The sequence below is a fragment of the Psychrobacter sp. UBA3480 genome, assembly GCF_002377945.1.
Lineage (GTDB): Bacteria > Pseudomonadota > Gammaproteobacteria > Pseudomonadales > Moraxellaceae > Psychrobacter.
In genome coordinates this window covers 171,844-193,386 of record NZ_DFQV01000002.1, presented here as the reverse complement: position 1 = coordinate 193,386, position 21,543 = coordinate 171,844, and the positions used below count along the sequence as shown (strand labels likewise).

22 protein-coding genes and 1 pseudogene are annotated in these 21,543 nt (G+C 39.4%); 12 read left to right on the top strand and 11 right to left on the bottom strand.

Annotation, left to right across the window (positions count from 1 at the left end; genetic code table 11):
- Nucleotides 1–10: 10 nt before the first annotated feature.
- From B2863_RS01405 to B2863_RS01395, 3 genes are all read left to right on the top strand, one after another.
- On the top strand, nucleotides 11–2,761 hold the full coding sequence (locus tag B2863_RS01405) for a DUF4118 domain-containing protein (RefSeq protein WP_296207004.1): 2,751 nt from the start codon (nucleotides 11–13) through the stop codon (nucleotides 2,759–2,761).
- Between the two features lie 43 nt (nucleotides 2,762–2,804).
- The gene (locus tag B2863_RS01400; protein ID WP_055125057.1) at nucleotides 2,805–3,491 is read left to right on the top strand and encodes a response regulator; all 687 of its coding nucleotides are present in this window, start codon (nucleotides 2,805–2,807) and stop codon (nucleotides 3,489–3,491) included.
- Between the two features lie 75 nt (nucleotides 3,492–3,566).
- The gene (locus B2863_RS01395) at nucleotides 3,567–4,109 is read left to right on the top strand and encodes a DUF3124 domain-containing protein (RefSeq protein WP_296207002.1); all 543 of its coding nucleotides are present in this window, start codon (nucleotides 3,567–3,569) and stop codon (nucleotides 4,107–4,109) included.
- Nucleotides 4,110–4,608: 499 nt separating this feature from the next.
- Here the strand turns inward: B2863_RS01395 and B2863_RS01390 are convergent, their stop codons facing one another.
- The 3 genes and pseudogenes from B2863_RS01390 to B2863_RS01380 all read right to left on the bottom strand — a co-directional run bounded on the left by B2863_RS01390 (nucleotide 4,609) and on the right by B2863_RS01380 (nucleotide 7,911).
- Entirely contained in the window at nucleotides 4,609–5,886 is a 1,278-nt protein-coding gene (locus B2863_RS01390) for an ATP-binding protein (protein WP_296207001.1), read from the bottom strand.
- A gap of 161 nt (nucleotides 5,887–6,047) precedes the next feature.
- Complete coding sequence (locus tag B2863_RS01385) at nucleotides 6,048–6,428, bottom strand: hypothetical protein (RefSeq protein ID WP_296207000.1); 381 nt, start codon at nucleotides 6,426–6,428, stop codon at nucleotides 6,048–6,050.
- A 327-nt stretch (nucleotides 6,429–6,755) separates the two neighbouring features.
- A pseudogene (locus B2863_RS01380) lies at nucleotides 6,756–7,911 on the bottom strand (IS3 family transposase).
- Nucleotides 7,912–8,112: 201 nt separating this feature from the next.
- Between B2863_RS01380 and B2863_RS01375 the strand changes: the two are divergent.
- The 6 genes from B2863_RS01375 to B2863_RS01350 all read left to right on the top strand — a co-directional run bounded on the left by B2863_RS01375 (nucleotide 8,113) and on the right by B2863_RS01350 (nucleotide 10,751).
- On the top strand, nucleotides 8,113–8,712 hold the full coding sequence (locus B2863_RS01375) for an O-methyltransferase (protein ID WP_296206999.1): 600 nt from the start codon (nucleotides 8,113–8,115) through the stop codon (nucleotides 8,710–8,712).
- A 58-nt stretch (nucleotides 8,713–8,770) separates the two neighbouring features.
- Nucleotides 8,771–8,935, top strand: a complete 165-nt coding sequence (locus B2863_RS01370) for a hypothetical protein (protein ID WP_296206998.1) — start codon at nucleotides 8,771–8,773, stop codon at nucleotides 8,933–8,935.
- Between the two features lie 11 nt (nucleotides 8,936–8,946).
- The gene (locus B2863_RS01365) at nucleotides 8,947–9,120 is read left to right on the top strand and encodes a hypothetical protein (protein ID WP_296206997.1); all 174 of its coding nucleotides are present in this window, start codon (nucleotides 8,947–8,949) and stop codon (nucleotides 9,118–9,120) included.
- Between the two features lie 21 nt (nucleotides 9,121–9,141).
- A complete protein-coding gene (locus B2863_RS01360; protein ID WP_288997844.1) occupies nucleotides 9,142–9,456 on the top strand; it encodes a hypothetical protein in 315 nt (104 codons plus the stop codon).
- Nucleotides 9,457–9,512: 56 nt separating this feature from the next.
- Nucleotides 9,513–9,713, top strand: a complete 201-nt coding sequence (locus tag B2863_RS01355) for a hypothetical protein (protein WP_288997846.1) — start codon at nucleotides 9,513–9,515, stop codon at nucleotides 9,711–9,713.
- Nucleotides 9,714–10,340: 627 nt separating this feature from the next.
- Complete coding sequence (locus B2863_RS01350) at nucleotides 10,341–10,751, top strand: NUDIX hydrolase (RefSeq protein ID WP_296206993.1); 411 nt, start codon at nucleotides 10,341–10,343, stop codon at nucleotides 10,749–10,751.
- 349 nt (nucleotides 10,752–11,100) lie between these two features.
- On the opposite strand, the gene B2863_RS01345 is transcribed toward B2863_RS01350, so the two are convergent.
- Nucleotides 11,101–11,622, bottom strand: coding sequence for a hypothetical protein (locus B2863_RS01345; RefSeq protein WP_296206992.1), 522 nt, complete (start codon nucleotides 11,620–11,622; stop codon nucleotides 11,101–11,103).
- Between the two features lie 299 nt (nucleotides 11,623–11,921).
- Complete coding sequence (locus B2863_RS01340; protein WP_296206990.1) at nucleotides 11,922–12,848, bottom strand: DMT family transporter; 927 nt, start codon at nucleotides 12,846–12,848, stop codon at nucleotides 11,922–11,924.
- 83 nt (nucleotides 12,849–12,931) lie between these two features.
- Between B2863_RS01340 and B2863_RS01335 the strand changes: the two genes are divergently transcribed.
- Nucleotides 12,932–13,807, top strand: coding sequence for a LysR family transcriptional regulator (locus tag B2863_RS01335; RefSeq protein WP_296206988.1), 876 nt, complete (start codon nucleotides 12,932–12,934; stop codon nucleotides 13,805–13,807).
- Between the two features lie 343 nt (nucleotides 13,808–14,150).
- Here B2863_RS01335 and B2863_RS01330 read toward each other — a convergent pair whose 3' ends face one another.
- From B2863_RS01330 to B2863_RS01320, 3 genes are all read right to left on the bottom strand, one after another.
- A complete protein-coding gene (locus B2863_RS01330; RefSeq protein ID WP_060491251.1) occupies nucleotides 14,151–14,375 on the bottom strand; it encodes a DUF3955 domain-containing protein in 225 nt (74 codons plus the stop codon).
- A gap of 66 nt (nucleotides 14,376–14,441) precedes the next feature.
- Entirely contained in the window at nucleotides 14,442–14,597 is a 156-nt protein-coding gene (locus B2863_RS01325; protein WP_087945604.1) for a hypothetical protein, read from the bottom strand.
- A gap of 203 nt (nucleotides 14,598–14,800) precedes the next feature.
- A complete protein-coding gene (locus B2863_RS01320; RefSeq protein ID WP_296206981.1) occupies nucleotides 14,801–15,694 on the bottom strand; it encodes a LysR family transcriptional regulator in 894 nt (297 codons plus the stop codon).
- Nucleotides 15,695–15,862: 168 nt separating this feature from the next.
- On the opposite strand from B2863_RS01320, the gene B2863_RS01315 reads away from it, so the two are divergent.
- Nucleotides 15,863–16,840 carry a zinc-dependent alcohol dehydrogenase family protein gene (locus B2863_RS01315; RefSeq protein ID WP_296206979.1) on the top strand — a complete coding sequence of 326 codons (978 nt, stop codon included), beginning with the start codon at nucleotides 15,863–15,865 and terminating at the stop codon, nucleotides 16,838–16,840.
- 259 nt (nucleotides 16,841–17,099) lie between these two features.
- On the opposite strand, the gene B2863_RS01310 is transcribed toward B2863_RS01315, so the two are convergent.
- The 3 genes from B2863_RS01310 to B2863_RS01300 all read right to left on the bottom strand — a co-directional run bounded on the left by B2863_RS01310 (nucleotide 17,100) and on the right by B2863_RS01300 (nucleotide 20,091).
- Entirely contained in the window at nucleotides 17,100–17,663 is a 564-nt protein-coding gene (locus B2863_RS01310; protein WP_296206977.1) for a TetR/AcrR family transcriptional regulator, read from the bottom strand.
- Between the two features lie 52 nt (nucleotides 17,664–17,715).
- A complete protein-coding gene (locus B2863_RS01305; protein ID WP_296206976.1) occupies nucleotides 17,716–19,095 on the bottom strand; it encodes a dihydrolipoyl dehydrogenase family protein in 1,380 nt (459 codons plus the stop codon).
- Between the two features lie 378 nt (nucleotides 19,096–19,473).
- Complete coding sequence (locus tag B2863_RS01300; protein ID WP_207969578.1) at nucleotides 19,474–20,091, bottom strand: trimeric intracellular cation channel family protein; 618 nt, start codon at nucleotides 20,089–20,091, stop codon at nucleotides 19,474–19,476.
- Nucleotides 20,092–20,530: 439 nt separating this feature from the next.
- Here B2863_RS01300 and B2863_RS01295 point away from each other — a divergent pair, with 439 nt between their 5' ends.
- Nucleotides 20,531–21,517, top strand: a complete 987-nt coding sequence (locus B2863_RS01295) for a hypothetical protein (protein ID WP_296206973.1) — start codon at nucleotides 20,531–20,533, stop codon at nucleotides 21,515–21,517.
- Nucleotides 21,518–21,543: the final 26 nt, after the last annotated feature.

Genomic DNA, 21,543 nt, shown 5'->3' with positions numbered 1-21,543 from the left:
GAGGGTCATAATGAATATTAACCGCCCTAGCCCAGATGCGTTATTGCAGCAAATCAAGCAGCAAGAGTATACGGTCAATAGAGGTAAATTAAAGATATTTTTTGGAGCGTCGGCCGGGGTTGGTAAAACGTATGACATGCTGACCTCTGCACACCAAGCAAAAGCGCATGGACGTAATGTATTGGTTGGTATTGTAGAGACACATGGTCGCAGTGAGACAGCAGCACTAGTACAAGGGCTATCAGTATTGCCGCTACGCGAGATTGAATATCGTGGACAGATGCTACAAGAGTTTGACATTGATGCCGCTCTCGCCAGTCATCCAGATATTTTGCTGGTTGATGAGCTGGCACATAGTAATATTCCAGGATCTCGCCATCCTAAACGTTGGCATGATGTTGAAGAGTTACTAAAAGCAGGTATCAGTGTTTACACGACCCTAAACGTTCAGCATTTAGAAAGCTTAAATGATGTTGTCAATCAAATTACCGGAGTGGTGGTTCAAGAAACCTTGCCCGACTGGTTTTTTGATCAGGCAAATGAAGTGGTATTGGTTGATTTACCGGCAGATGAATTATTGGCGCGTCTTCACGAAGGTAAAGTATACATTCCAAGCCAAGCCAAACACGCTATTAATAACTTCTTTCGTAAAGGTAATTTGATCGCGCTGCGAGAGCTGGCATTACGCCGAACCGCAGACTTGGTCGATGCAGATATGCAAGATTATCGTAACCAAGCTCGAATTTCACCTATTTGGAATACCGCAGATCAGCTATTGGTAGGAATCAGTACGGGGGCGCACAGCGAACGCCTCATTCGTCATGCTGCTAGGCTGGCCAGTAGTCTACATTCACAGTGGTATGTGGTACATGTCAATACACCACGCGGTTTAAATCGTTCAGTTAATAATAAGCAGAAAGTTTTGGAGGCATTGCGTTTAGCGGATGATTTGGGTGCAAAAACCGAAGTGATTAGTGCCATTACCGTGGCAGAGGGTTTGACCAGCTATGCCCATCAATTCAATATTGGCCGTATTATTATTGGACAAAACCATGCTAACCGCTCTAGACCGTATCACTGGGGTCAGTCGCTGGTCAAGCTCATCTCACAGCAAGACGTTAATTTAGATTTGATATTGGTTAATCAAACTAAGCAGTTAAGCAAAACTATTAATGAGCGTCAATTACCGTCTTGGAACGTGGCAGAATTATCATCGGTAGATAACCATAATGGCTATCTTATGGCAGTTTTGGGATGCGGATTAGTAACTGTTACCCTAGTTGCCCTGACACGCTGGTTTGATTTAGCCAACGTGGTCATGCTGTACTTATTAGTAATTGTCTTTATCTCGGTACGCTTTGGACGCGCTCCCGGCATATTGGCTGCATTTTTGAGCGTACTGAGCTTTGATTTGTTTTTTGTTGAACCTAAGCTGTCATTTAATGTCAGTGATGTCCAATATTTAGTGACCTTTGCCGTTATGCTCGTTGTCTCTTTAATCATTAACAACCTAGCAGTTGGCCTGCGATTTCAGGCACAAGCTGCCCGTAAACGTGAACAGCAGGCAATATCCATGAGCTATCTTGCTCAAAGCCTAAGTGCTGCTCGTAAAAACAATGACATCATCAGCCAAGCTGCAGCATGGCTAACACAGCATATTGCTAGCACTGCAATCATAGTGATGCCAGATGCGGACAATAAACTCGTTGTTATGACAGATAGTAGCATACCTGCAGAGTTCAATTGGGTAGTGACTCGGTGGGTGCTTGATCACAATGAGAGCGCTGGATTAGGCACAAATACACTCAACGCTAACACGATGCACTATCGAGCGCTTTCGACTTCCAGTAAAGTGCTTGGTGTACTAGCGTTAATGCCGACAGATAGTGAGAGTTTTAATCAACCCGAACAACAACGAACGCTTGATGTGGCTATTGCCCAAATAACGCTAGCCTTGGAGAGGGTATATTATGCAAAAGTGGCTCAAACCGCACTTATAAAGGTAGAGTCAGAGAGGCTTCGTGGAACGCTATTATCAGCGCTGTCTCATGATATCCGAACGCCGATAACTGTATTATCTGGTTTAGCGTCTTCTCTTGCTATACAGAGTTTAACGGTAAGTGAGCAAAAACAACTGGCAGTTGATATCGAGCAGCAAGCAAACGTTATTCAGCGCTTGGTCATTAATATTTTAGATTACGTTTCACTACAATCTGGTGGTATGAAACTAAATAAGCAATGGGTGAGCTTGGAGGAAATTGTTGGCAGTAATATACGTCAACTTGAGCACTATTTAAAAGAGCGCCAGATAGAAATAGACATCCCTCATAATATTGACTTTGTTTATACTGACGAATTGATATTGTCTCGCATTTTAAATAACTTACTCACCAATGCCATCAATTATACCCCAGACGATGCCTGTGTTTGCATTAAAACAATGCTTGATGACAATAAGCAGTACCTGATAACGGTAACAGACACAGGAGAAGGTCTACCTGAAGGTATGGAGACACAAATATTTGAGCGCTTCACTCGAGGGAATTCGGAAAGTATCACAACGGGATTGGGTTTAGGCTTAGCTTTGAGCAGAGATTTAGTTGAGCATCTGGGTGGCACGTTAAGCGCTAACAATATACAACCTCACGGTGCACAATTTATCATAACGCTACCTTGGCAACCTTTACCTGAACAGGATTTATTGAGTGACGACTTTATAGCAAGCAGCCCAAATATTGATTCAGCAAACTTAGCACGATAAGTGCTATATCATAAGGTCAACACTAATAGCGAAAAACATACTTATGAAGACCATACTAATCATCGAAGATGAAGCCCATATTGCACGATTTATTAAAACAGCGATGGAGCAAGAAGGCTATCAAATTTTTACCGCGGATAGCTCGCACAGAGGCTTAATAGAAGCTGCGACGCGCCGTCCTGACTTACTGATATTAGATCTTGGCTTACCTGATGGTGATGGCTGTGACGTTATTGCAGATATTAGGACATGGTCTTCATTACCTATTTTAGTATTATCAGCTCGCAGTGATGAGCAGGATAAAATAAAAGCGCTCAATTTAGGTGCAGATGATTATTTAGTGAAACCTTTTAGTATGGGCGAATTGGTTGCGCGTGTTAATGCCCATATGCGCCGCTGGCAGGTTGGCTACGAAGCACCTAGTCAGATAGAGCTTGGCAATGTCAGCATCGATCTGACGCAGAGACAAGTCAAGAAAAATGGTAAAGACGTCCATTTAACACCTATTGAGTATCGCTTGCTGACTGTCCTGATCCGTTATGCGGAAAAAGTACTGACCCATAAACAACTGCTTAATGAAGTTTGGGGTAAAGGTCATAACCATCAAGAACATTATGTTCGCATATTTATGTCAAATTTACGCCAGAAACTAGAAGATAATCCTTCTCGACCAAATTTCTTCTTAACCGAAATCGGTGTCGGCTACAAGCTACATATCCCTAAAGACTGACAATACATGAATGTATTTAGTCTCCTAACTAGAATATTAAGCCGATGGTAAGATGCAAAAAAAGAGGGAAACATCATGAACAAGCTCAATATGTCCGCCATAGCCATTGCTATATTGGTGCTGTTATCAGGTTGTGATAAATCAATAGAAGATCCCAATATAGTATTTTCAGAAAATAATAAAGATCCTATGAAAGAGCTTGAAATAACCTCAGCCGTCGATCCCCGTCAATTAAGTTATAAACAAACCTTTTATGTGCCCATTTATTCAGACATTTATATTGATAGGTACAATCAAAAAGTATTGCTATCAGCGACTTTGAGTATTCGTAACATCACATTAAACAAATCGCTTTATATCAATAAAATTGATTATTACGGTACTAACGGAGAGCTAATAAAGTCATATATCGAGAACTCAATTAAGCTGCCACCTATGGCAACCCTCAACTATATCGTTGAAAAAGAAGAAAATAAAGGGGGTCCTGGTGCAGACTTTATCATTGAGGTTGAAGCTTTAGATGATACGGTTAAACCAGTGATTGAGGCGGTAATGATTGGTAATTTTAGTAATAAAGCTTTTGCTTTCAATACGCAAGCAACGCCAGTGATGCACTAATAAAAAATCATTTTTTATTAAATATATATCGTTGTTTATCATATAAAAAGAGTACAAGAACGTATTTCCAAAGCGAACTGACCCCTACCTTCAACTTTGTAAACTTAAATTTGGGAGATTTTAGTTACGCTGCTTTGCAGTAAAATACAAACCATGCGATCTTTGTTTATCACAAAGCTAATTCCTAGCTCGTGCTACGCCCTGAAGCCTCAGAATTTTTCAGCACCCCCTTCTCTATCAAATCATTAATGTCCAGTAGTGCTTTGTCTATAGAACACTTGGTCATGACTGCCCATCTCTTGGTAATCAACTTGCCACAAAAGTTTGTTAGCAAAATATTGAGCATAGTGACTTGTCTGGTGTTCAAAGCATACTATCAGCCTACAACTAAATTCTAATTCCCTATTTGGGAGACGCACCCGTTTGATCGAATCAGTAAGTAACATATAAAAAACGAGTTTGGATATCAGCAATAATATTAGATTAAGCGCTTTTCAAATCAATGTCTAACATCCACTACAAGTCTTGTTTGGGCAAGCTCATCAAGATATTGATCTATAATTTGAGTATTCTTTTTATCTAAATGGGCATCCCACTCATCAAGCATGACAATCCTACTTTGGTCGTCCTCTCTAATTTCTTGAATTTGCTTGATGAGTTGTTGTCCTGTTGAACCTCTATGGGCTTTGTCAGTTTTGTAATTGAAATATAAATTATGCTTAGCAGGTAAATAGTAGGCCTGTTCTTGGTAGTGGTCTTTGAGCTTGAGTAATATACAAGATTTACCAACACCATTATTACCAACCAACGTTACTCTACCTTGCTTGGGTAGTTGTGTTGAATCAAAAATTTCCCCTGTTTGCTTCACCCGTATTTGGTTTGCCTGAATGTAGGTATCTAAATCCACAGTGGTAGGTTGTAAAACCTCTAAAATGCCATCTAGCATCGTTTTAATAACGCCAATACTGGTATGGTAGCCAATCAAGGCATAGCACATTTGCAATAGCTGAATTTGTCTTGGCAGCGTGGCAATTAGTACCGCCATCGTCGTAGCATCATGCCAATTTTTATTAAAAATAAAAGCAGTGACCACAAAGACCGGCAGCATCAATATTATCATGCCTAAGCTTGAATTGATGTGCTGAATCGATGTAGATTTAACGCTATTATTCTTAGCTGTCGCAAAGCTTTTTTGAACAATATTATTATAAATCTTGAAATTATGCTTATTGAAAATAACGACGTTATCCCAACTGTCGAAAAGCTTAGCGGTTAAATTCAGCCGTGATTTCTGATCTGTTTTGGCAGCCATTTTTAAAGCATGTCGTCTAAAATGCACAAACATGGAGGCGAAAATAATACCTACTGCATAACCAAGCAGTAATGTGCCATCTAAAAACCAAGCAATGACCAACACGTTAAATAAGACATTGAGTACCAACGCTGAAATATCAAAAATACTATCAATAACTGTCTCAAGGGTATAGTTACTTTCTTGAGCGAGCGTTGTCGTTGCCGTACTCTGTAACTCGTCGCTAGATAACAAATAAGTCTTACCTAAAAAGACAGCATGAAAATCATCATTGTAAAGCTTATGAGCATCGTACTTAGCGCGTTCTGTATTGGTAACACAAAAATACGCAGGCACGTAAACTGCTATTAAAGAGGCGGCAAATAACAGCATATACAAAATTGAGATACTATCCTCGGTTAAGCTTTGTGCAAGGCGAGCAATAAAGTATGTCGATGACGCCACAATAATTTGCTGAATCAGCAAAAATAGCAGTGCCATACGCAGATGCTTGTTTGAGATAATTTTATAGATTAAGATTTTTGATATTCCTTAAAATAGAAACTCATCAATTTAGCAAATAATGGCTTCTTGCTAACGTATAACCTGCTGATTAACTTTCAGAGTTTTTTAGACTATTCCCCTCTTCATACACAAATTTCGCGAACAGTAATTTCATTTTCGTACTTACCAGTAGGTCCGTAACCACCTTCAGAGCCGATCACTCCGACCACGCAAGTTTCAAACAACTTGTAATAACCGTCTTGACCAATTTGATTTGAGTCTTCCATCAAAAGCTGTTTGGGATCTGACACATAGTAAACTTTCCCATTCGCATCTAGCTCATGTATTTCAAAGCTTCTTTTAAAGGTTCCACGCACTTCTACCTCTTCTGGAGTTTGCTTCGTTATGGCTTCTGATGGGTTTTCTTTCACTTCATTAACGCTATTGAACTCTTCATTGCTGCAACCTATACTTATAAATATAATTGAGGCAAATCCTACTGTTGCCAATTTGAGGTTGGACATTTAGCTTTTCCTGTAAAAGATATCAATAAATTAGAATTTTTATAAAGCACAATCAAAAAATCTGGTTATAACTATATTAATAGATTATTATCGACTAAATTAGGTATTTCCACAATAAAGTTAACACTTCTTAATTGTAAAATTTCACTTCAATATTGAGGGTTCAGTATCTTATAGTTAATCTGTAGTGGTCAGCTATTGTTGGTATTTCTGCAGATAATACAGAGTATGTAATAGATATCATGAAGAACAGTAATAACTCTCATAAAGTATTCGATTACTGACCCCTGCCGTCAAATCCGTACAGTTAAACTTGGGAGATTTTAGTTACGCAGCTTGACGGTAAAAGTTAAACCACACCTGTCTTGGCGATCTATAGCCTAAACTCTTTTGAATCCTCGTTTGGTTGTAGTACAGCTCAATATAGCCAATGATATCGCTGATCGCTACAAACCTTGTTTTATAGTCTTGGTGATATACCAGCTCATTCTTCAAAATGCACCAGAAGCTTTCTATCGAAGCATTATCAAAGCAGTTGCACTTACCACTCATTGAGCCTGTAAACTGATGCTGTTTGATAATCTTGTGGTAGGCATGGCTACAGTACAGACTGCCTCTATCTGAATGTACAATCAGCCCTTGGCTTGGACGTTTATTCTTGATGGCCATGTTCAATGCTTTGCATACTAGATCGGCGGTCATACGTTTGTTGATGGCATAGCCGACCATCTCTTTAGTATATAAGTCTTTAACGCCTGCCAAGTACAGCCCTCATCTGTCCAGATATAGGTGATGTAACTGACCCAAGACTCATCAGGACGCTTAGCATCAAACAGCTGATCCAACACGTTTAGATAAACCATTTTATAATGGTTTGAGTCCGTAGTGACTTTAAAGCGTTTGTGGCGACGGCATTTGATGCCGTGTTCTTCTTTGATACTTCTAACCATGTATGTGCTAATGTCAAAACCTTGCTCTGTCAGATTTGCATGCAAACGCTTATAACAATAACGTTCTTTACTTTCACTGTGAGCGGCTTAACTAGTAGCTCACAATGGTTACGATGTATCTGTTGGTCGCTGATATCACGATTGATCCAGTCGTAGTAGCTTGACGGCTTAACACTTAGTACACGGCACATAGAGACGATACTAAAGACCTGTCTATTAGTTTGTATAAAGGCGTACCTTACGAGCTGTCACTGCGGGTATAGCCCTACGTTTTGCGTCACTAAAATAGTCTACCAGACTGTTTCTTAACGTTCCTCATTGGCGAAGTACGCCGTCGCATTTTTTAATATATCTCGTTCCTTTTCAGCCAATTTAAGCTTGCCTTGGTTGGCTTTGTTATGCCAGTTCGATAGCGTTTGCATGGCGATGCCGAGTTGCTTTGAAGTCGCTGAAATATTGCCGTTATTGTCTGCTGTCTTCTTGACGGCTTCGACTTTGAATTCTGTGCTGTAAGTTCTGATTTTCTTAGTCATGGTAAACTCCTCATTGAGTCGTTAGTTTACTAATTTTAGGTGTACGGATTTGACGGCAGGGGTCACAATTAATAGTTTATTAGGCTTTTTGACCAGACAGGGAGATAAAGATTTAATAGTAGAATTAGTAAAAGGACTTGGGGTAAGATTGAGGCTAAAACGGATTTTGAATTGACTTAATAAGTGAGGAGTTTTACTTAAATGAATGACATAGATATTGAAGACATAGATATTGAAAGTTTTTTAAGTGAACTATATATGGAAGGTCAGATTAACGACTCAAAATCTATCAACAAAATTGATAAGTACCTTAATATAATGCCAGAGACAGGTAAGTTCCTAGGTCTGCTGGCTCAAATCACGTCAGCAGAAAGAATATTAGAAGTAGGTACTTCAAATGGTTATTCTGCTGCTTGGTTAGCATTATGTACTGACGAAGACGTTCAAATCACCACAATAGAAAACGATTCTAAGAAGGTTAGCGCTGCAAGGGAGAATTTTTTAAGTACAGGCTTAGTGGATAGGATTAAGATTATTGAGGGTGACGCACCCATGATCTTATCAGAAATGAGTAAAAGCTTTGACTTAGTTTTTGTTGATATGGATAGAAAATTGTATTTAGATATCTTGGAGGATGTAATACGGTTAACTAGGACAAAAGGCGTCATTGTATTTGATAATGCAGTCTCTCATAAGGAGGAAATGACAGACGTTTTTAATTATTTCAATGGTAATTCACAGTTTCACACCTACTTAGCTCCCATTGGTAAGGGTGAGTTCGTGGCGCTAAAAAAATGGTAGGTCGCTGCCAAAGTCAACATGTAAATCAAATAACGATTCGTATTTAAGGATAAATATAATGAAAATCGGAATACGTCATGCTGAGCCAGAAGATGCAGAGGCATTGCAAGCCATTTATACCGATGAGGCCTTATATGCTAATACTTTGCAATTGCCTATGCCGTCAAAGACCCTATGGCGCACGCGACTGGCCGAAAAGCTTGGGCTTTGTGATAGAAGGTGAGATGGTGGATTATGCTTATCGCAACGGCGAGTATATCAATGCCTATCAGATGGCAAGAATTCGAAAAGCTAAAAATGGATGATGCTGGATATACCGCTGACCATCTATTGGATTTTTTGACCAGACAGACGGATAAGGATTTAATGGCTGATTTAGTAAAGGGATTTAAAGCAATTGAGAGTTAGGTAGCTAAAAAAAGGATGGTCATGTTTAAGTTTCTAGAGCATAAGAAGAATGATACATGGGTTGATAATATATTAGTAATAGTGATACGCCTTACAATTACAGGATTTATAGTAATGTTAGGGTTCTTCTTGGCGTTTGTTGCAACGATGGGTCCACCTATTGCACCTCATATTTGGAATGGGGGTCTGGATGGCGGTATTAGAATAGGCACTATTGTTATCGGCTTGGGTGCATGTGCTGCTATATTGCTTTGGTTTTTCTGGACTCTATGTTGTGATATCTATCGCTTTATTATTCGTACATCCCTGCCCGACTCTGATACTGAAACTAAATAGAGCAAGTAAGATTTATAGCTACCTATTATTGATAAACACCACAGAAAGAGATTTAGATGCCAAGTTTTATAGTTGTAGACAATGAAATTGTTAACCTATCGGAAATAAAAAGGATAACTGCGGATAAAAAGCGACTTACAATCACATTTCATTTAGGATTTTGGAATGGTAATGCGTTTAAAAGATGTACTGATAGCCAGCACTTTGAAGAAGTTTTTGAAAGTATAGTAACTAAGTTAGAAGCTGAACAGATTTGAGTCCGCTACTTAGAACGCCCAGTTTTAAGTGGTAAGCCTTTCATCATATTAGTAATCTATAACAGTTTTTTTATGGCTTACTAATATAATTCAGTTAACCAAATATGCTATAGATTATGACAGCAATAAGCAAAAGAGACGAAATATCATCACCCAGTATTATTAATTTATGCCAAGTTTTATCCTTGTTGTTATTATGAGTAATAGAACTACTGTTGTAATGGCTTATGAAATCATCATCACTTATAGAGTACCTTTTTTTCGATAAAGATAGTTTTTGATCTAGATCTATAGGTATGACAACTTGCTTCAATACTGATAAAAATATTCCTAGCCATATTAAGATGCTTGGTATGTCTTTATTTATAGAAGAATTTATGAAAAAACCAAAACTTAGGATTAAAGACACAATAAAAAACTTGCGGTAACTCCCCTTTGGGTAATCTAGGACAAATTTCCGCATCAAAAATCCTAATAAATGAACGTATGTTTATTTAAGAGGTTGAATATTAATGTTAGTGATAACCATTGTCAACAAAAATATTCATCACATTCTGAAGATGCGGTTCCCTAGTGAGGACCTGAATATTCAGCTATCCTCTATGTCCTATTCTCAATTGAGTCTTTATGTCTAATAAACTATGTAATGAACCTATAATACAATACGAACCACAGAAATTACGTCCAATAGTAGCTACTATTGGAGTGCTTTTTAAAGATGGAAAGGTGCTTTTAGTCCGCCGTGCTAACCCACCCGATGTAGGTCGATGGGGTTTTCCCGGTGGTAAAATTGAACGTGGGGAAACGGTTAAAGATGCTGCTGTTCGTGAACTTTGTGAAGAGACAAGCATTGTATCAAATGCTTTCAAGATATTTAACGCTGTAGCCGTACTTTGTATTTGGGTTTCTAGTGATCCTCTAGCAGGTGATGATGCCGTAGAAGCTAGATTTTTCAATATTGAAGATTTGATCAATACAGATTTAGCCCTTAGCTTAGATGTTAAAGAGATAGCATTACAAGCAGCTGAGTTACTCTAAAAAGTAAGAATGTTCGATACTCTATACCTATAGCGGACCAATCAAGTGCTTTTACTGGTTCGGTTCCCTAGTCAGGACTTGAACACTAGGCTGTAGGCTATATGCGCTAATAAATAAATCTATTAAAATAATGACAGTGTACTTCGTGGTGTACACAAATTGAGCTATTCGAATATAAATATTAACTAAAGGTGGTTCGAGTGATCTAAATAGTCGCAGTGTTTTTTTAGGCGAGCACATAAAATCCGGGATTATCTTACTTTATTTTAAGAAATTATTCAAAGATGACACATTGAGTTAATCACCATTTCATAATACCTCGTGTCACCTTAACATTACCAACAAGTGTTTAACCTTCGTAATCTTTAGTTAATCGTAGCAATGTGTTTTGGAAACCCAAATTGGAAAAGGCTGCTTCGACCTTTCTAATAACAGCTTTACTCATACCCTTACGAATATGGTCTTTTGATATATCAACCCAGTCTGCTTTTTGACAAGCTTCAATAACTTCCTTACTTTTACCGGAATAAGGGGTGATTTTTTGATGCCAGTGAATTGCGTTGCGAAGTAGTTGAGGATCAAATCCCCAGTCATATTTTTCATTATCTGCAAGTGCAACTGCTTCAGAGGGTTCCAAATAAGCCAGTGTATGATCTGTCCATAGTCCTATGTCATGATAAGCAAAATAAGCACATATGGTTTCAATTAAGGCCTCATACTCAGGTTCATTGTCCAAAAAATGCATGACATAAGTAATGGTACGATAAACATAGTTACGATAGCCTGGGAAGTCTTTACCAATCAGATGCTTATAACGTGCAAAGACTTCATCCACTCGAGGTCGTGCTAGTTTGATTTCTATATGCGACATAGCTTACACTCCTATTTTTATTAAAAAACCCTAATCTAGCAAGTCCATTTCAAAAGTTAAATACTTTTTTAAGCGATCTAGGGCGTATCATCAATTAGATTGTAAGATTTGAAATGAGAAAAATTGTAGATAAACAAGGAAGAAATTGCTGTTAACATGAACATATTGGCAAAATTACTGACGATGTTTAGCAAGATTTAGCCATTTTAAGGCCAATAAATGTACTAATGCGCCAATTAATGACATGCTCAAGTTTACCAAGTTTAGTTGTAAGGTTTCTTCACCACCGCTCACTTTTATTAATGCCGATTTGTCAGAATGACTCCAGTGATCACCAGCGCTCCACCAAGCAACATCGCAGAGGATATCTGCTCATTGAGTAGCAAAGCGCCGAGCAACACACCAAATAACGGAACAAAGTTAGTAAAAACGGACGTTTGCGCTGCGCCAATCTTTTTGATTCCTTGGTAATACCAAATAAAAGGAATAACGGTGCCAAATATCGCTAAATAGCCAATAGCTGCACAAACCTTCCAGTTTAACTCTGATAGCACTTGTACGTTTGGACTGAACAACCACATCATTAACAGCAGTAGCAATCCCCAGATAGCAGCATAAGTCGTTGACACTAAAGGTGATAAACCAAGCAGCGCTTTCCGTCCCACGACGGTATAGATGGCCCAACTGATTACCGCGCAGAGCATTGAAAATTCACCATGGCCAAAAGCCTGACCACTGCCTTGGATCACAGTCAGTAGATGACCATTACTGATCACGGTCAATGCGCCCAATACCGCCACAGTTATCCCAAGCAACATCTGCAATGAAATTTTTTCTCGGTATAAGAGGGAAAATAGTACCGCCGTCGCGATAGGATTAAACGCGACAAATAGAGCCGTTCGGGAGGCTGCCATTTCAGAGAGCGCAGTAAAAAAGAACAGATTGTAGGTAAATATCCCAGTAAGACCGAGAGCGAAGGTGATCGCAACCTGTCTGAGCGATAGCGTTGGTAGCCTACCTTCTAGTTTTATAGTGAGTAAAATGAGTATAAATACCGCCAGACCAAAACGGCCTATCGCTGACATTAACGGTGAAAGCGATTCGGCAAGTAAACGCCCTGCGATAAAAGTCCCTCCCCACAGTAAGGCGACTAGGACAAGTTTGAAATATATTGGCCAGATAGAGGGTAAAGCTAAGTCGTTAGAGGTACTGGTAGTTGGTTGCATGATGTCGCTCAATATAAGAGTTAACCTGATATGTGCTATAGTATTTCACTAATGTTAAGTCATAGTAAAATGAGCAAAAGGTCATGACGTTTAGCCAACTTGAAATATTTGTGGTCGTTGCAGAGCTGTGTGGATTTACCTTGGCAGCCCAACAGTTAGGTATTAGTCAGTCAGCTGTTTCGCACACACTGAAAAAACTCGAAGAAGATTTAGGAGTAAGCCTTATCGAGCGCAATAAGTCACAAGCTGAACTGACTGTCGCTGGCACTCGATTACTACCCCGCGCTCGAGAAATACTGGGGTTGGCTGAGACCATACGCCAAGAAGCTGCTGATATTAAGGGATTGCAACTAGGTAGCCTGTGTATTGGTTCTTTCGGCCCTACTTCTTCTTTACGCTTACTTCCTGAGATTCTAGAGAGTTACCGTAAGCAATTTCCCAATATTGAGGTGCGTATTGATGAAGGAAATGATCAGCAGGTCGTACAATGGTTACAAGAGCGGCGTGTTGATGTTGGCTTTGTGGTACTTCCTGATGAGCATTTTGATACCTTTGCATTGATTGAAGATCAAATGGTTGCTCTTATTCCTAAAACACATTCATTGGCGAATAAAGATGAAATTGTACTTCAAGATTTATGTCATGTTCCTTTTATTCTGACTGAAGCTGGTTCAGCGCAACTCATTTCCAAGCTATTTGCATCCGAGGATCTGATCCCCGATATTCGCTACAGAACGACCCAATTGATGACGACAATTGTCTTGGTTGCAAAAGGAGAAGGTGTTGCCCTTGTTGCTGAATTAGCACTCCCTCAAGCTTTGCCAACTGATGGCTATGTGGTTCGGCAAGTAGCGCCGCAATACAAACGAACGATTGGTTTAGCACTGCACAGTACCCGGCAAGCTTCTCCTGCAGCACAGGCATTTATAAAAATGGCCGTACAATTATTAAAAAAGTGAAACCTAGGGCGTGTCATCAATTAGATTGTGAGGCTTAAAATGAGAAAAATGGTAGATAGACAAGATTACTGAAAATGTTTAGCAAAATTTAGCCATTTTAAGGCCACTAAATGCATTAATGTGCTAATTGATGACTCGCCCTAAATGATTATATGTACCTAGCATTGAACTTTATAACTGTACTGTATCGAAAAATGTTCAGTAAGGCTGCTTGTCTGATTTCATTGAGTATACCCAACAAAGACTGACCAAAATAAAAACGTCAGATCTAGTGTTCATGATCTAACGTTTACAGTGAGCGAAGAGGTGATGCTGGTTGATAATGTAGTTGGGGAATAAGTGTTTAGCTAATGTGAGTACCTGTCACTCTTGTTTTTACCTCCATGATTAATGATAAGCCATAAAGGATGATTGCTAAGGCTAAAAAAATAAAAGCCAAAGGTAAAAACAAGCTTTCTTGGAGCACGCCATCAGAAGCAATGTCACCGTAAAATAAGCTCTCCATCAGTCCAGACAATGCAGCGAGGGTCAGCATAATTGAGCCACTGATAAATAATTTAGATGTCATGAAATCTCCGTTATATAAGAATTAGCAATAATAATTTATTTTTATTCGAAAGTTATTGCAGTATAGTTATTGCTGAATGACGCAAATATGGTGGTTTCCTGGATTCTGACCACCGCCTAGATCCAAACAAATATCATTGTAATAGAATTCATGGGCTTTGATGCCTAGCCAGAACGCAAGAATGGCAGTGATAATAATGATTATCATCATCTTAGTATTCATATAAATATCCTAACCAATGAGTACGTTTATCAACTAATGAATGCCTAGGCACATATCGTATATGAAATAATACGCAGATTGGGTGCTCTTCTATTTTTTCATAAACTATTCATACTCGGTCTTTAAGAACATCAATATTCATGAAAGTGTATTTAGCAGACATCGAATACAACAATTTGTACGATCAAGCTGCAGACCCAAACTCAGATCGCTATCATCTGTTCTATCAAAAAATCTAAAAAAACGCGCGTTTTTGGAGAGACCATATCTCGCTTTAAATAAATAGCGTAAGTAGCACTCAGTTCTTCATAGGGACTAAAAATATGATCTGGCATGACTTGAACCAATGACCCTTTCGCCAATTCATCTTTAACAGCCCACAGTGGGATTAGCGTCAGACCTGTATGATTCAATACCAGCTGCTTTTGACCATTCACCGAATTCACTGAAACCTGACTATTAATCATCAACTTTTTACGATCTTCTGCTATCAAAAACCACTCTTTCCAACCGTTATAACCATATCGGATACATTGGTGATTAGCTAGATCATCAATCCTACGAGGCGTGCCATTATTTTTTAAATATTGGGGGCTTGCACACAGTAGAAAATCATTAAATACCAAGCGTCGGGCAATCATGGTCGAATCAGATAAGCGTCCACTTCGAATAGCCACGTCAATATTTTCTTCTATAAGATCTACAACCCGCTCTGTTAACTCAATTTTTATATCAATATCTGGATATAACGACATAAATTTTGGTATTAATGGTAATACCATACTTTCACCAAAACCGACTGTCATGCTGATTTTCAGCTTACCTTGCGGCGTTATTTGTAAGTCATTAACGACTCTTTTGGCGTTATCAAAATCTGACACAATTCGCTGAGAGTATTCGTAATATTTGTGCCCCGCTTCAGTCAAACTGGTGTTTCTGGTCGTTTTATTGAGCAGACGTACGCCCAGCTCCTTTTCAAGCACCGCTAACTGCCGTGAAATAGAAGACGGCTGTACATCAAAGATGCGGCTAGCCTCTGAAATGCTACCAGTTTCGACAACACTATTGAAATACGCCAATCGATTTATTGAGCTCATTGCCACTCCTCTATTAAATTGATAAGGATTCAACTTAACTGTAACCATGATTTGCTCAAAAAGCAAAAGTAATTTGTTTACTGGGTAATGGTTTGCTGGATTAGCAATGATTAAACTGAGTGTTCTGAAACAGACAATAAGACATCCACAACAGTAAAGGGTAATAATATGAAAGCGATGATCATTAAAGAAATCGGTACAACTGCAGTTTTCCAATTGGCAGAAAAACCAAAACCAACGGCAACACTAGGTCATATGGTTGTGGAAGTGAAAGCCACTAGTGTGAACCCTATTGATACCATGCTGCGCTCAGTCGAGCTGCCTTGGTCGGATAATTTGCCAGAGATATTACACGGTGATGTAGCTGGCATTGTGAGCGAGTTAGGTGCCGACGTCACTGAATTTAGTGTTGGTGACGAAGTTTATGGTATGGCTGGTGGCCTTAACGGTATTGATGGTGCACTTGCTGAATTCATGTTAGTTGATGTGCGTTTGATGGCTAAAAAGCCTAAAACACTCAGCATGAAGCAAGCCGCAGCCCTGCCGTTGGTCGCACTCACTTCTTATGAGGCGCTCGTACAAAAGATGAATGTCAAAGAAGGCGATAATGTCTTGATTCATGGTGCAACAGGGGGCGTTGGTCATCTTGCCGTTCAGCTAGCAAAAGTACTTGGCGCGACAGTCACCGCTACCTACTCTCCTGCTAATCGTGCACTAGCACAAACACTAGGCGCGGATCATCTAGTGGATTATACAACAGCGGAAGTTGATGACTATGTGGCGACGTATACTGACGGTGTGGGTTTTGACAAAATTTTCGATACGGTGGCTGGTGATAATATTCAAAAATCTTTTCAAGCCGTTAGATTCAATGGCCATGTCGCCACTATTTTACCGATTGCTGATCCATTGCAAGTTGCTCTCAAAGCCTTATCCTTTCACGGTGTTTTGGTGCTCATTCCATTATTTCATGGCGTCAACCATGAATCGCACGGTCGTATCCTGACAATGATTGCGGATCTGGTTGATAGTGGCAAAATCACGCCTATCATAGATGATAGTAACTACTCTATTTGGGAAGTAGCACGGGCACATGATCACCTTGAATCAGGTAAAGCAGTGGGTAAGATTACGCTCACTGTATAGTAGTATTCGGACGTGTCCTCATTTTGAACATGACGATAAAAATGAGATAAATTGCAGCCAGACTGTATTAAATAACTGCGTCAAATAGCTGTGTTAAAAATGAGGTGTTCACAGATAATAACGACTCTCTAAAATAACACAGCTCGCTCGTAGACATCCTTATAACGGTAGGGTCATATTTTATTTAGAAGTTTCTAACACTTTAGGAAGTATACCAACAGGTACTCCGAAGACTTTACTCCAGACTCACTGTAATTTTTTATAGCGACCTAACTACAGTAAGAATTAATTTTCGTAAAAGGCTTTCAGCAGCTTCATAACTTAACCCCTCCATCATTACTGCATCTGAAATAGCATCGATTGTACCGTGGATAGCGTATAACACCCCCTTGTTTTCTTGGAAAGACCCTGTTAAATGAGGCTGTAAAATCTGCCAATAGGCTTTAGAAAAGTAGTATCGAATATCAGCTTTGAGGTTTCGGTAACCAGGGTAAGCTTGTAAAGCGGCAATAATTTCCTCGTATTGAGATCCGCAATGTACTACGCAAGCAAGATATGACTTAACAACACTATCGATGGTGGCTTCGAGAGAGAGCGGTTGCTCAGCCACCGCTTGCTCAATAGCTTCAATTACACGTTGATCATAGCTTTGATAGAGGGCTGAAAGTAACGCTTCTCTTGAGCCGAAGTGTTCATATGTGATGGGCTTGCTAACTCCTGCGTAATCAGCTAATGAAATTAATGTTAAAGCCTCTGTACCTGACTCCTGAACAATTTGATCAGCCATGGCCAATAACTGAATACGACGTTCTTCTTTTGTCATACGCTTACCCACCTCTCTCTCCTTCTTTTATTCATACGTATTGATTAACACTTTAAGCGATGAAACATGCTTTTGCATCCATGCTTAAATAAAAAAGTAACTCGCTGTATCCCGGATAGGGATGTATGCTCTCCTGCAGTTTCTGTAGGGGGATTTGATTCTGCTTTAATAGCTGTAACTCACCCAACAATTCACACGCCCGTTCTCCTAAAATAGAAGCCCCTAGTATTAATCCTTTGTTGTCACAAATTACTTTTGCTTTACCTATTGTTTTTTGATCCACAACGGCACGATCTAAATCTTCATAGTCAAACGTAAAAGTCTTGATATCATTATGCTCCGTGCTTGCTTCAACTTCAGTTAAGCCACAACGAGCAAACTCGGGGTCTGAGAACGTACACCAAGCGACACCTGATAAGTCAATAGGCTGTGCTCCTACACCATATAAATTATGGATTACATTTCGTGCTTGATACCCAGCCATATGAGAAAAAAGGTAAGGCCCTACCACATCTCCAGTTGCATAAATATTAGAGACGTTGGTTTGACAGTAGTCATTCACCGTGATTCCTTGCGAGGTAGCTTTAATGCCAATATCGGCTATATTTAGCGTCGTCAGATTAGGTTGCCGTCCTAAAGCAAACAAGATTTTTTCCGCACAAACGATGGCTTCTCCCTCAGGCGAAGAAAGTGTTAGCTGAATACCTGTAGCATCCTCTGAGACAGCAATAGCACGTTGATTTAGAAGAATATCTACCCCATCTTTTTCTAAGACTTCCTGTAGTAACTTAGAAAGCTCTACTTCTTCTCGATAAAGAATATGAGAAGCCATTTCTACCAGTTTAACTTCTACGCCCAGCGCTTGCATTGCTTGTGACAGCTCAACACCAATAGCCCCAGCGCCCAACACAATGATGCTACTAGGCAGGTTTGTCAAAAGAAAAATATTTTCATTTGTTAGATAATCAACTGTGTTAATACCAAAGATATCTGGAACGACAGGCGATGAGCCTGTGGCAATCATTATATTCTCTGCTTGCAAAGTATTTGTACCTACTTGAACAGTATCTTTATCCAAAAATACGGCTTCACCGTAGAAATATTCGATTCCAGCAGCTTCTAAAACAGGTACAGCTTCTGCTTGATGTGCCTTCTGAATTAATGCTCGTACTTTTGATAAAACGTCAGCAGAGTTTATCTCTATAGAACCATATTTTTTTGAGATTTTAATCTCTTTTGCCATTTGTATCATCGCTTTACTAGGAATGCAGCCAGACCATGTACACTCTCCTCCTGGCTGATTACGCTCTACTAAAGCCACTTTTTTCCCATATTCCATAGCAGTCAATGCTGCGTTCAAGCCACCAGCCCCTGCACCAATGACCACTAGGTCGTATAACAATTTGGATTTACTATAGTCACTTATGCTCATAAAAGAACCCTTTTATACCAAAACTTATTTCACTAAAGAAACCTGTTACTAAGTCAACCTACTTAAGGTAGGTTACCTTTAGTAGGTTAATGGATTTACTCAAAAATAACCAGTATTTTTTAAAGTATTCGTTTGGACTTTTTTGAATAAATGTACTAGATCATAAAATAGATCTCAGAGGTCTTGTGAGCATCTAATAGGCTATACATACCATACTTACTAAGCCCTAATGAGGCTTATGAACATGTTAAAACTTAGCTAGATCGTCATATTAGTGGCGTTAAGTCAGTATGATGGTAAAAAAATAGAGAGCCTTAACGACTCTCTAAAATAACCCAGCCCGCTCGTAGACATTCTTATGACGGTGGGTTCACTATTTTATTTAGAAGTTTCCAACAAATGGAATACGGGTAATCGCCACTTTGCTCTAACCGCTGCCATACGGATTAAGTAACCAGCAACTAAACTAATAATGACGCTGATATTACTACTAACAGCAAAATGCTGAAGTGTTAAATATAAACACGCAACGATCAAAGAAACTGAAGCGTATAACTCATGATGTAAAACCAATGGGGTTTGGCGACATATTAAATCACGCAGCAATCCACCAAATACACCTGTTGCAATGGCCGCAACTATACAAACACCGTAATGGAGTCCCATGTTAAGCCCTACTTGACAACCAATGATACTAAAGGCCGCTAGTCCTAAAGCATCCAAACGTATGAAAACGCCATTAAATTTAACAACCCATTTAGCCAACCAAGTCGTTATAAGACCAGCCACACAAACGATTAATAAATATTTAGGATGTTCTACCCAAGTTAAGGGGTAGTTACCAAGTAGGATATCTCTGACACTACCACCGCCTATCGCTGTTACACTCGCGATAAGCATAACCCCAAACCAATCCATATTTTGTCGTCCCGCGCTTAGTGCCCCCGTCATTGCCTCTGCTGTAATACCAATAATGTAAACTATACTCAAAAGCATGGAATACTCACCTTAAATCTATCTGATAGTGTAAATGATGTGAGATTGTAAAGATAAAACTGGTGTATTACGAATGATAATTTGAATCGTTTTGAAAGCATCTAGTACTACTCTATTCTAGCAACGGGAAAGCAAAAAAGAATGCAACGTTATTGTCACTTTATATGCAAAAGCACTGCTTTTCCCAAGCATAAATCGCGGCTTATGCGTAAGCGTCAAATTTTCATAAACAAGTAAAAAAATTACTGAATACACATGGTCACAGGCTTTGAACTCCACTATCCTAGTGCCCTGACTTAGACCTCATTGATAGAAATAGGTACAAACCAATATTCCACGCCAAGAATGGATAATGGTTTTTTAAATTGCTAAATGATGTGGGCTGTCATGAATTTACTATGAATGGCCCATATAACGAACTTCTGAAGGAATAAAAATTATGATGAGAAAAACGTTACTGCCCAGCATTCTGTTATTAAGTCTGACTGCTTGCCAGAACACTAATACACAGGGCCTTGAGACAACAACGGTTTTACATAACGACCTACCGACGACAACCTCAACCGATAAGTATACTAACAATATAACGGGCGATTACGTCACAGATGGCTATACAAAGCGTAACGAGGGTTATGACTGGTTTGCAATCAGCGTACGTGATGCTGGTCAAGATGCTATTAGTGTGTCTATTCGTTCTCGCATAGACAAAAAGAAACCTACTTGTACATTAGACACCGTACTTCATAAAGCTCATGATGGACGGTATCAGTTTTGGGTAGATAATAACCCCGTTTATTTGCGTTTTAATGACAATAGCTTATCCATTGAAGGTGAAGAAGCCTATCTACAAAAAACAGCTTTTTATTGTAGCGGCGGTGCAACGCTTGGTGGCGTATATCAAAAATTAAGCGATACGCTGGATACTCGACAAGTGGATAACTCGCAATACGCTACCTCACTCAACTATGGTGATTTTTCTACTCAAGTGACCAGTACCTCTGACGGCAATGGTGGTTATGTCTTAAAAATCCAACCAATGGGCGAAGACATTATCGAGCGACCAATTAGCGATCCTGTTGTTAGTGCTGATGTGGGTGATATGAATGGCGATGGATATCATGAAATTCTGGTATTCACTCAAAGTGTGGGTAGTGGCTCATATGGTGACGTGATTGCTTATTCGAGCAATAAAGGGCTGTCATGGAGTGAAGTCTCTTATCCAGAGCTGACTGATAAATTCAAACAAGGTTATATGGGGCATGATGAATTTTTGCTAGTTGAGAATGTGTTAGTTAGACGTTTCCCACTCTATTTAGAAAACGATAGCAATGCCAATCCACAAGGTAAAACACGCCAAATCCAGTATCGTATGATCGAGGGTGAAGCTTCTCGTCAGTTTGTGGTTGACGCGGTTAATGAGTTTTAAGCACCTCTTAAAAGTTTACTGGATAA

Excerpts from the sequence above, each read along its gene's own strand:
- B2863_RS01405 (WP_296207004.1), top strand. The coding sequence starts at position 11 with ATGAATATTAACCGCCCTAGCCCAGATGCGTTATTGCAGCAAATCAAG.
- B2863_RS01400 (WP_055125057.1), top strand. The coding sequence starts at position 2,805 with ATGAAGACCATACTAATCATCGAAGATGAAGCCCATATTGCACGATTT.
- B2863_RS01395 (WP_296207002.1), top strand. The coding sequence starts at position 3,567 with ATGAACAAGCTCAATATGTCCGCCATAGCCATTGCTATATTGGTGCTG.
- B2863_RS01385 (WP_296207000.1), bottom strand. The coding sequence starts at position 6,428 with ATGTCCAACCTCAAATTGGCAACAGTAGGATTTGCCTCAATTATATTT.
- B2863_RS01375 (WP_296206999.1), top strand. The coding sequence starts at position 8,113 with ATGAATGACATAGATATTGAAGACATAGATATTGAAAGTTTTTTAAGT.
- B2863_RS01370 (WP_296206998.1), top strand. The coding sequence starts at position 8,771 with ATGAAAATCGGAATACGTCATGCTGAGCCAGAAGATGCAGAGGCATTG.
- B2863_RS01365 (WP_296206997.1), top strand. The coding sequence starts at position 8,947 with ATGCTTATCGCAACGGCGAGTATATCAATGCCTATCAGATGGCAAGAA.
- B2863_RS01360 (WP_288997844.1), top strand. The coding sequence starts at position 9,142 with ATGTTTAAGTTTCTAGAGCATAAGAAGAATGATACATGGGTTGATAAT.
- B2863_RS01355 (WP_288997846.1), top strand. The coding sequence starts at position 9,513 with ATGCCAAGTTTTATAGTTGTAGACAATGAAATTGTTAACCTATCGGAA.
- B2863_RS01350 (WP_296206993.1), top strand. The coding sequence starts at position 10,341 with ATGTCTAATAAACTATGTAATGAACCTATAATACAATACGAACCACAG.
- B2863_RS01345 (WP_296206992.1), bottom strand. The coding sequence starts at position 11,622 with ATGTCGCATATAGAAATCAAACTAGCACGACCTCGAGTGGATGAAGTC.
- B2863_RS01340 (WP_296206990.1), bottom strand. The coding sequence starts at position 12,848 with ATGCAACCAACTACCAGTACCTCTAACGACTTAGCTTTACCCTCTATC.
- B2863_RS01335 (WP_296206988.1), top strand. The coding sequence starts at position 12,932 with ATGACGTTTAGCCAACTTGAAATATTTGTGGTCGTTGCAGAGCTGTGT.
- B2863_RS01330 (WP_060491251.1), bottom strand. The coding sequence starts at position 14,375 with ATGACATCTAAATTATTTATCAGTGGCTCAATTATGCTGACCCTCGCT.
- B2863_RS01325 (WP_087945604.1), bottom strand. The coding sequence starts at position 14,597 with ATGAATACTAAGATGATGATAATCATTATTATCACTGCCATTCTTGCG.
- B2863_RS01320 (WP_296206981.1), bottom strand. The coding sequence starts at position 15,694 with ATGAGCTCAATAAATCGATTGGCGTATTTCAATAGTGTTGTCGAAACT.
- B2863_RS01315 (WP_296206979.1), top strand. The coding sequence starts at position 15,863 with ATGAAAGCGATGATCATTAAAGAAATCGGTACAACTGCAGTTTTCCAA.
- B2863_RS01310 (WP_296206977.1), bottom strand. The coding sequence starts at position 17,663 with ATGACAAAAGAAGAACGTCGTATTCAGTTATTGGCCATGGCTGATCAA.
- B2863_RS01305 (WP_296206976.1), bottom strand. The coding sequence starts at position 19,095 with ATGAGCATAAGTGACTATAGTAAATCCAAATTGTTATACGACCTAGTG.
- B2863_RS01300 (WP_207969578.1), bottom strand. The coding sequence starts at position 20,091 with ATGCTTTTGAGTATAGTTTACATTATTGGTATTACAGCAGAGGCAATG.
- B2863_RS01295 (WP_296206973.1), top strand. The coding sequence starts at position 20,531 with ATGATGAGAAAAACGTTACTGCCCAGCATTCTGTTATTAAGTCTGACT.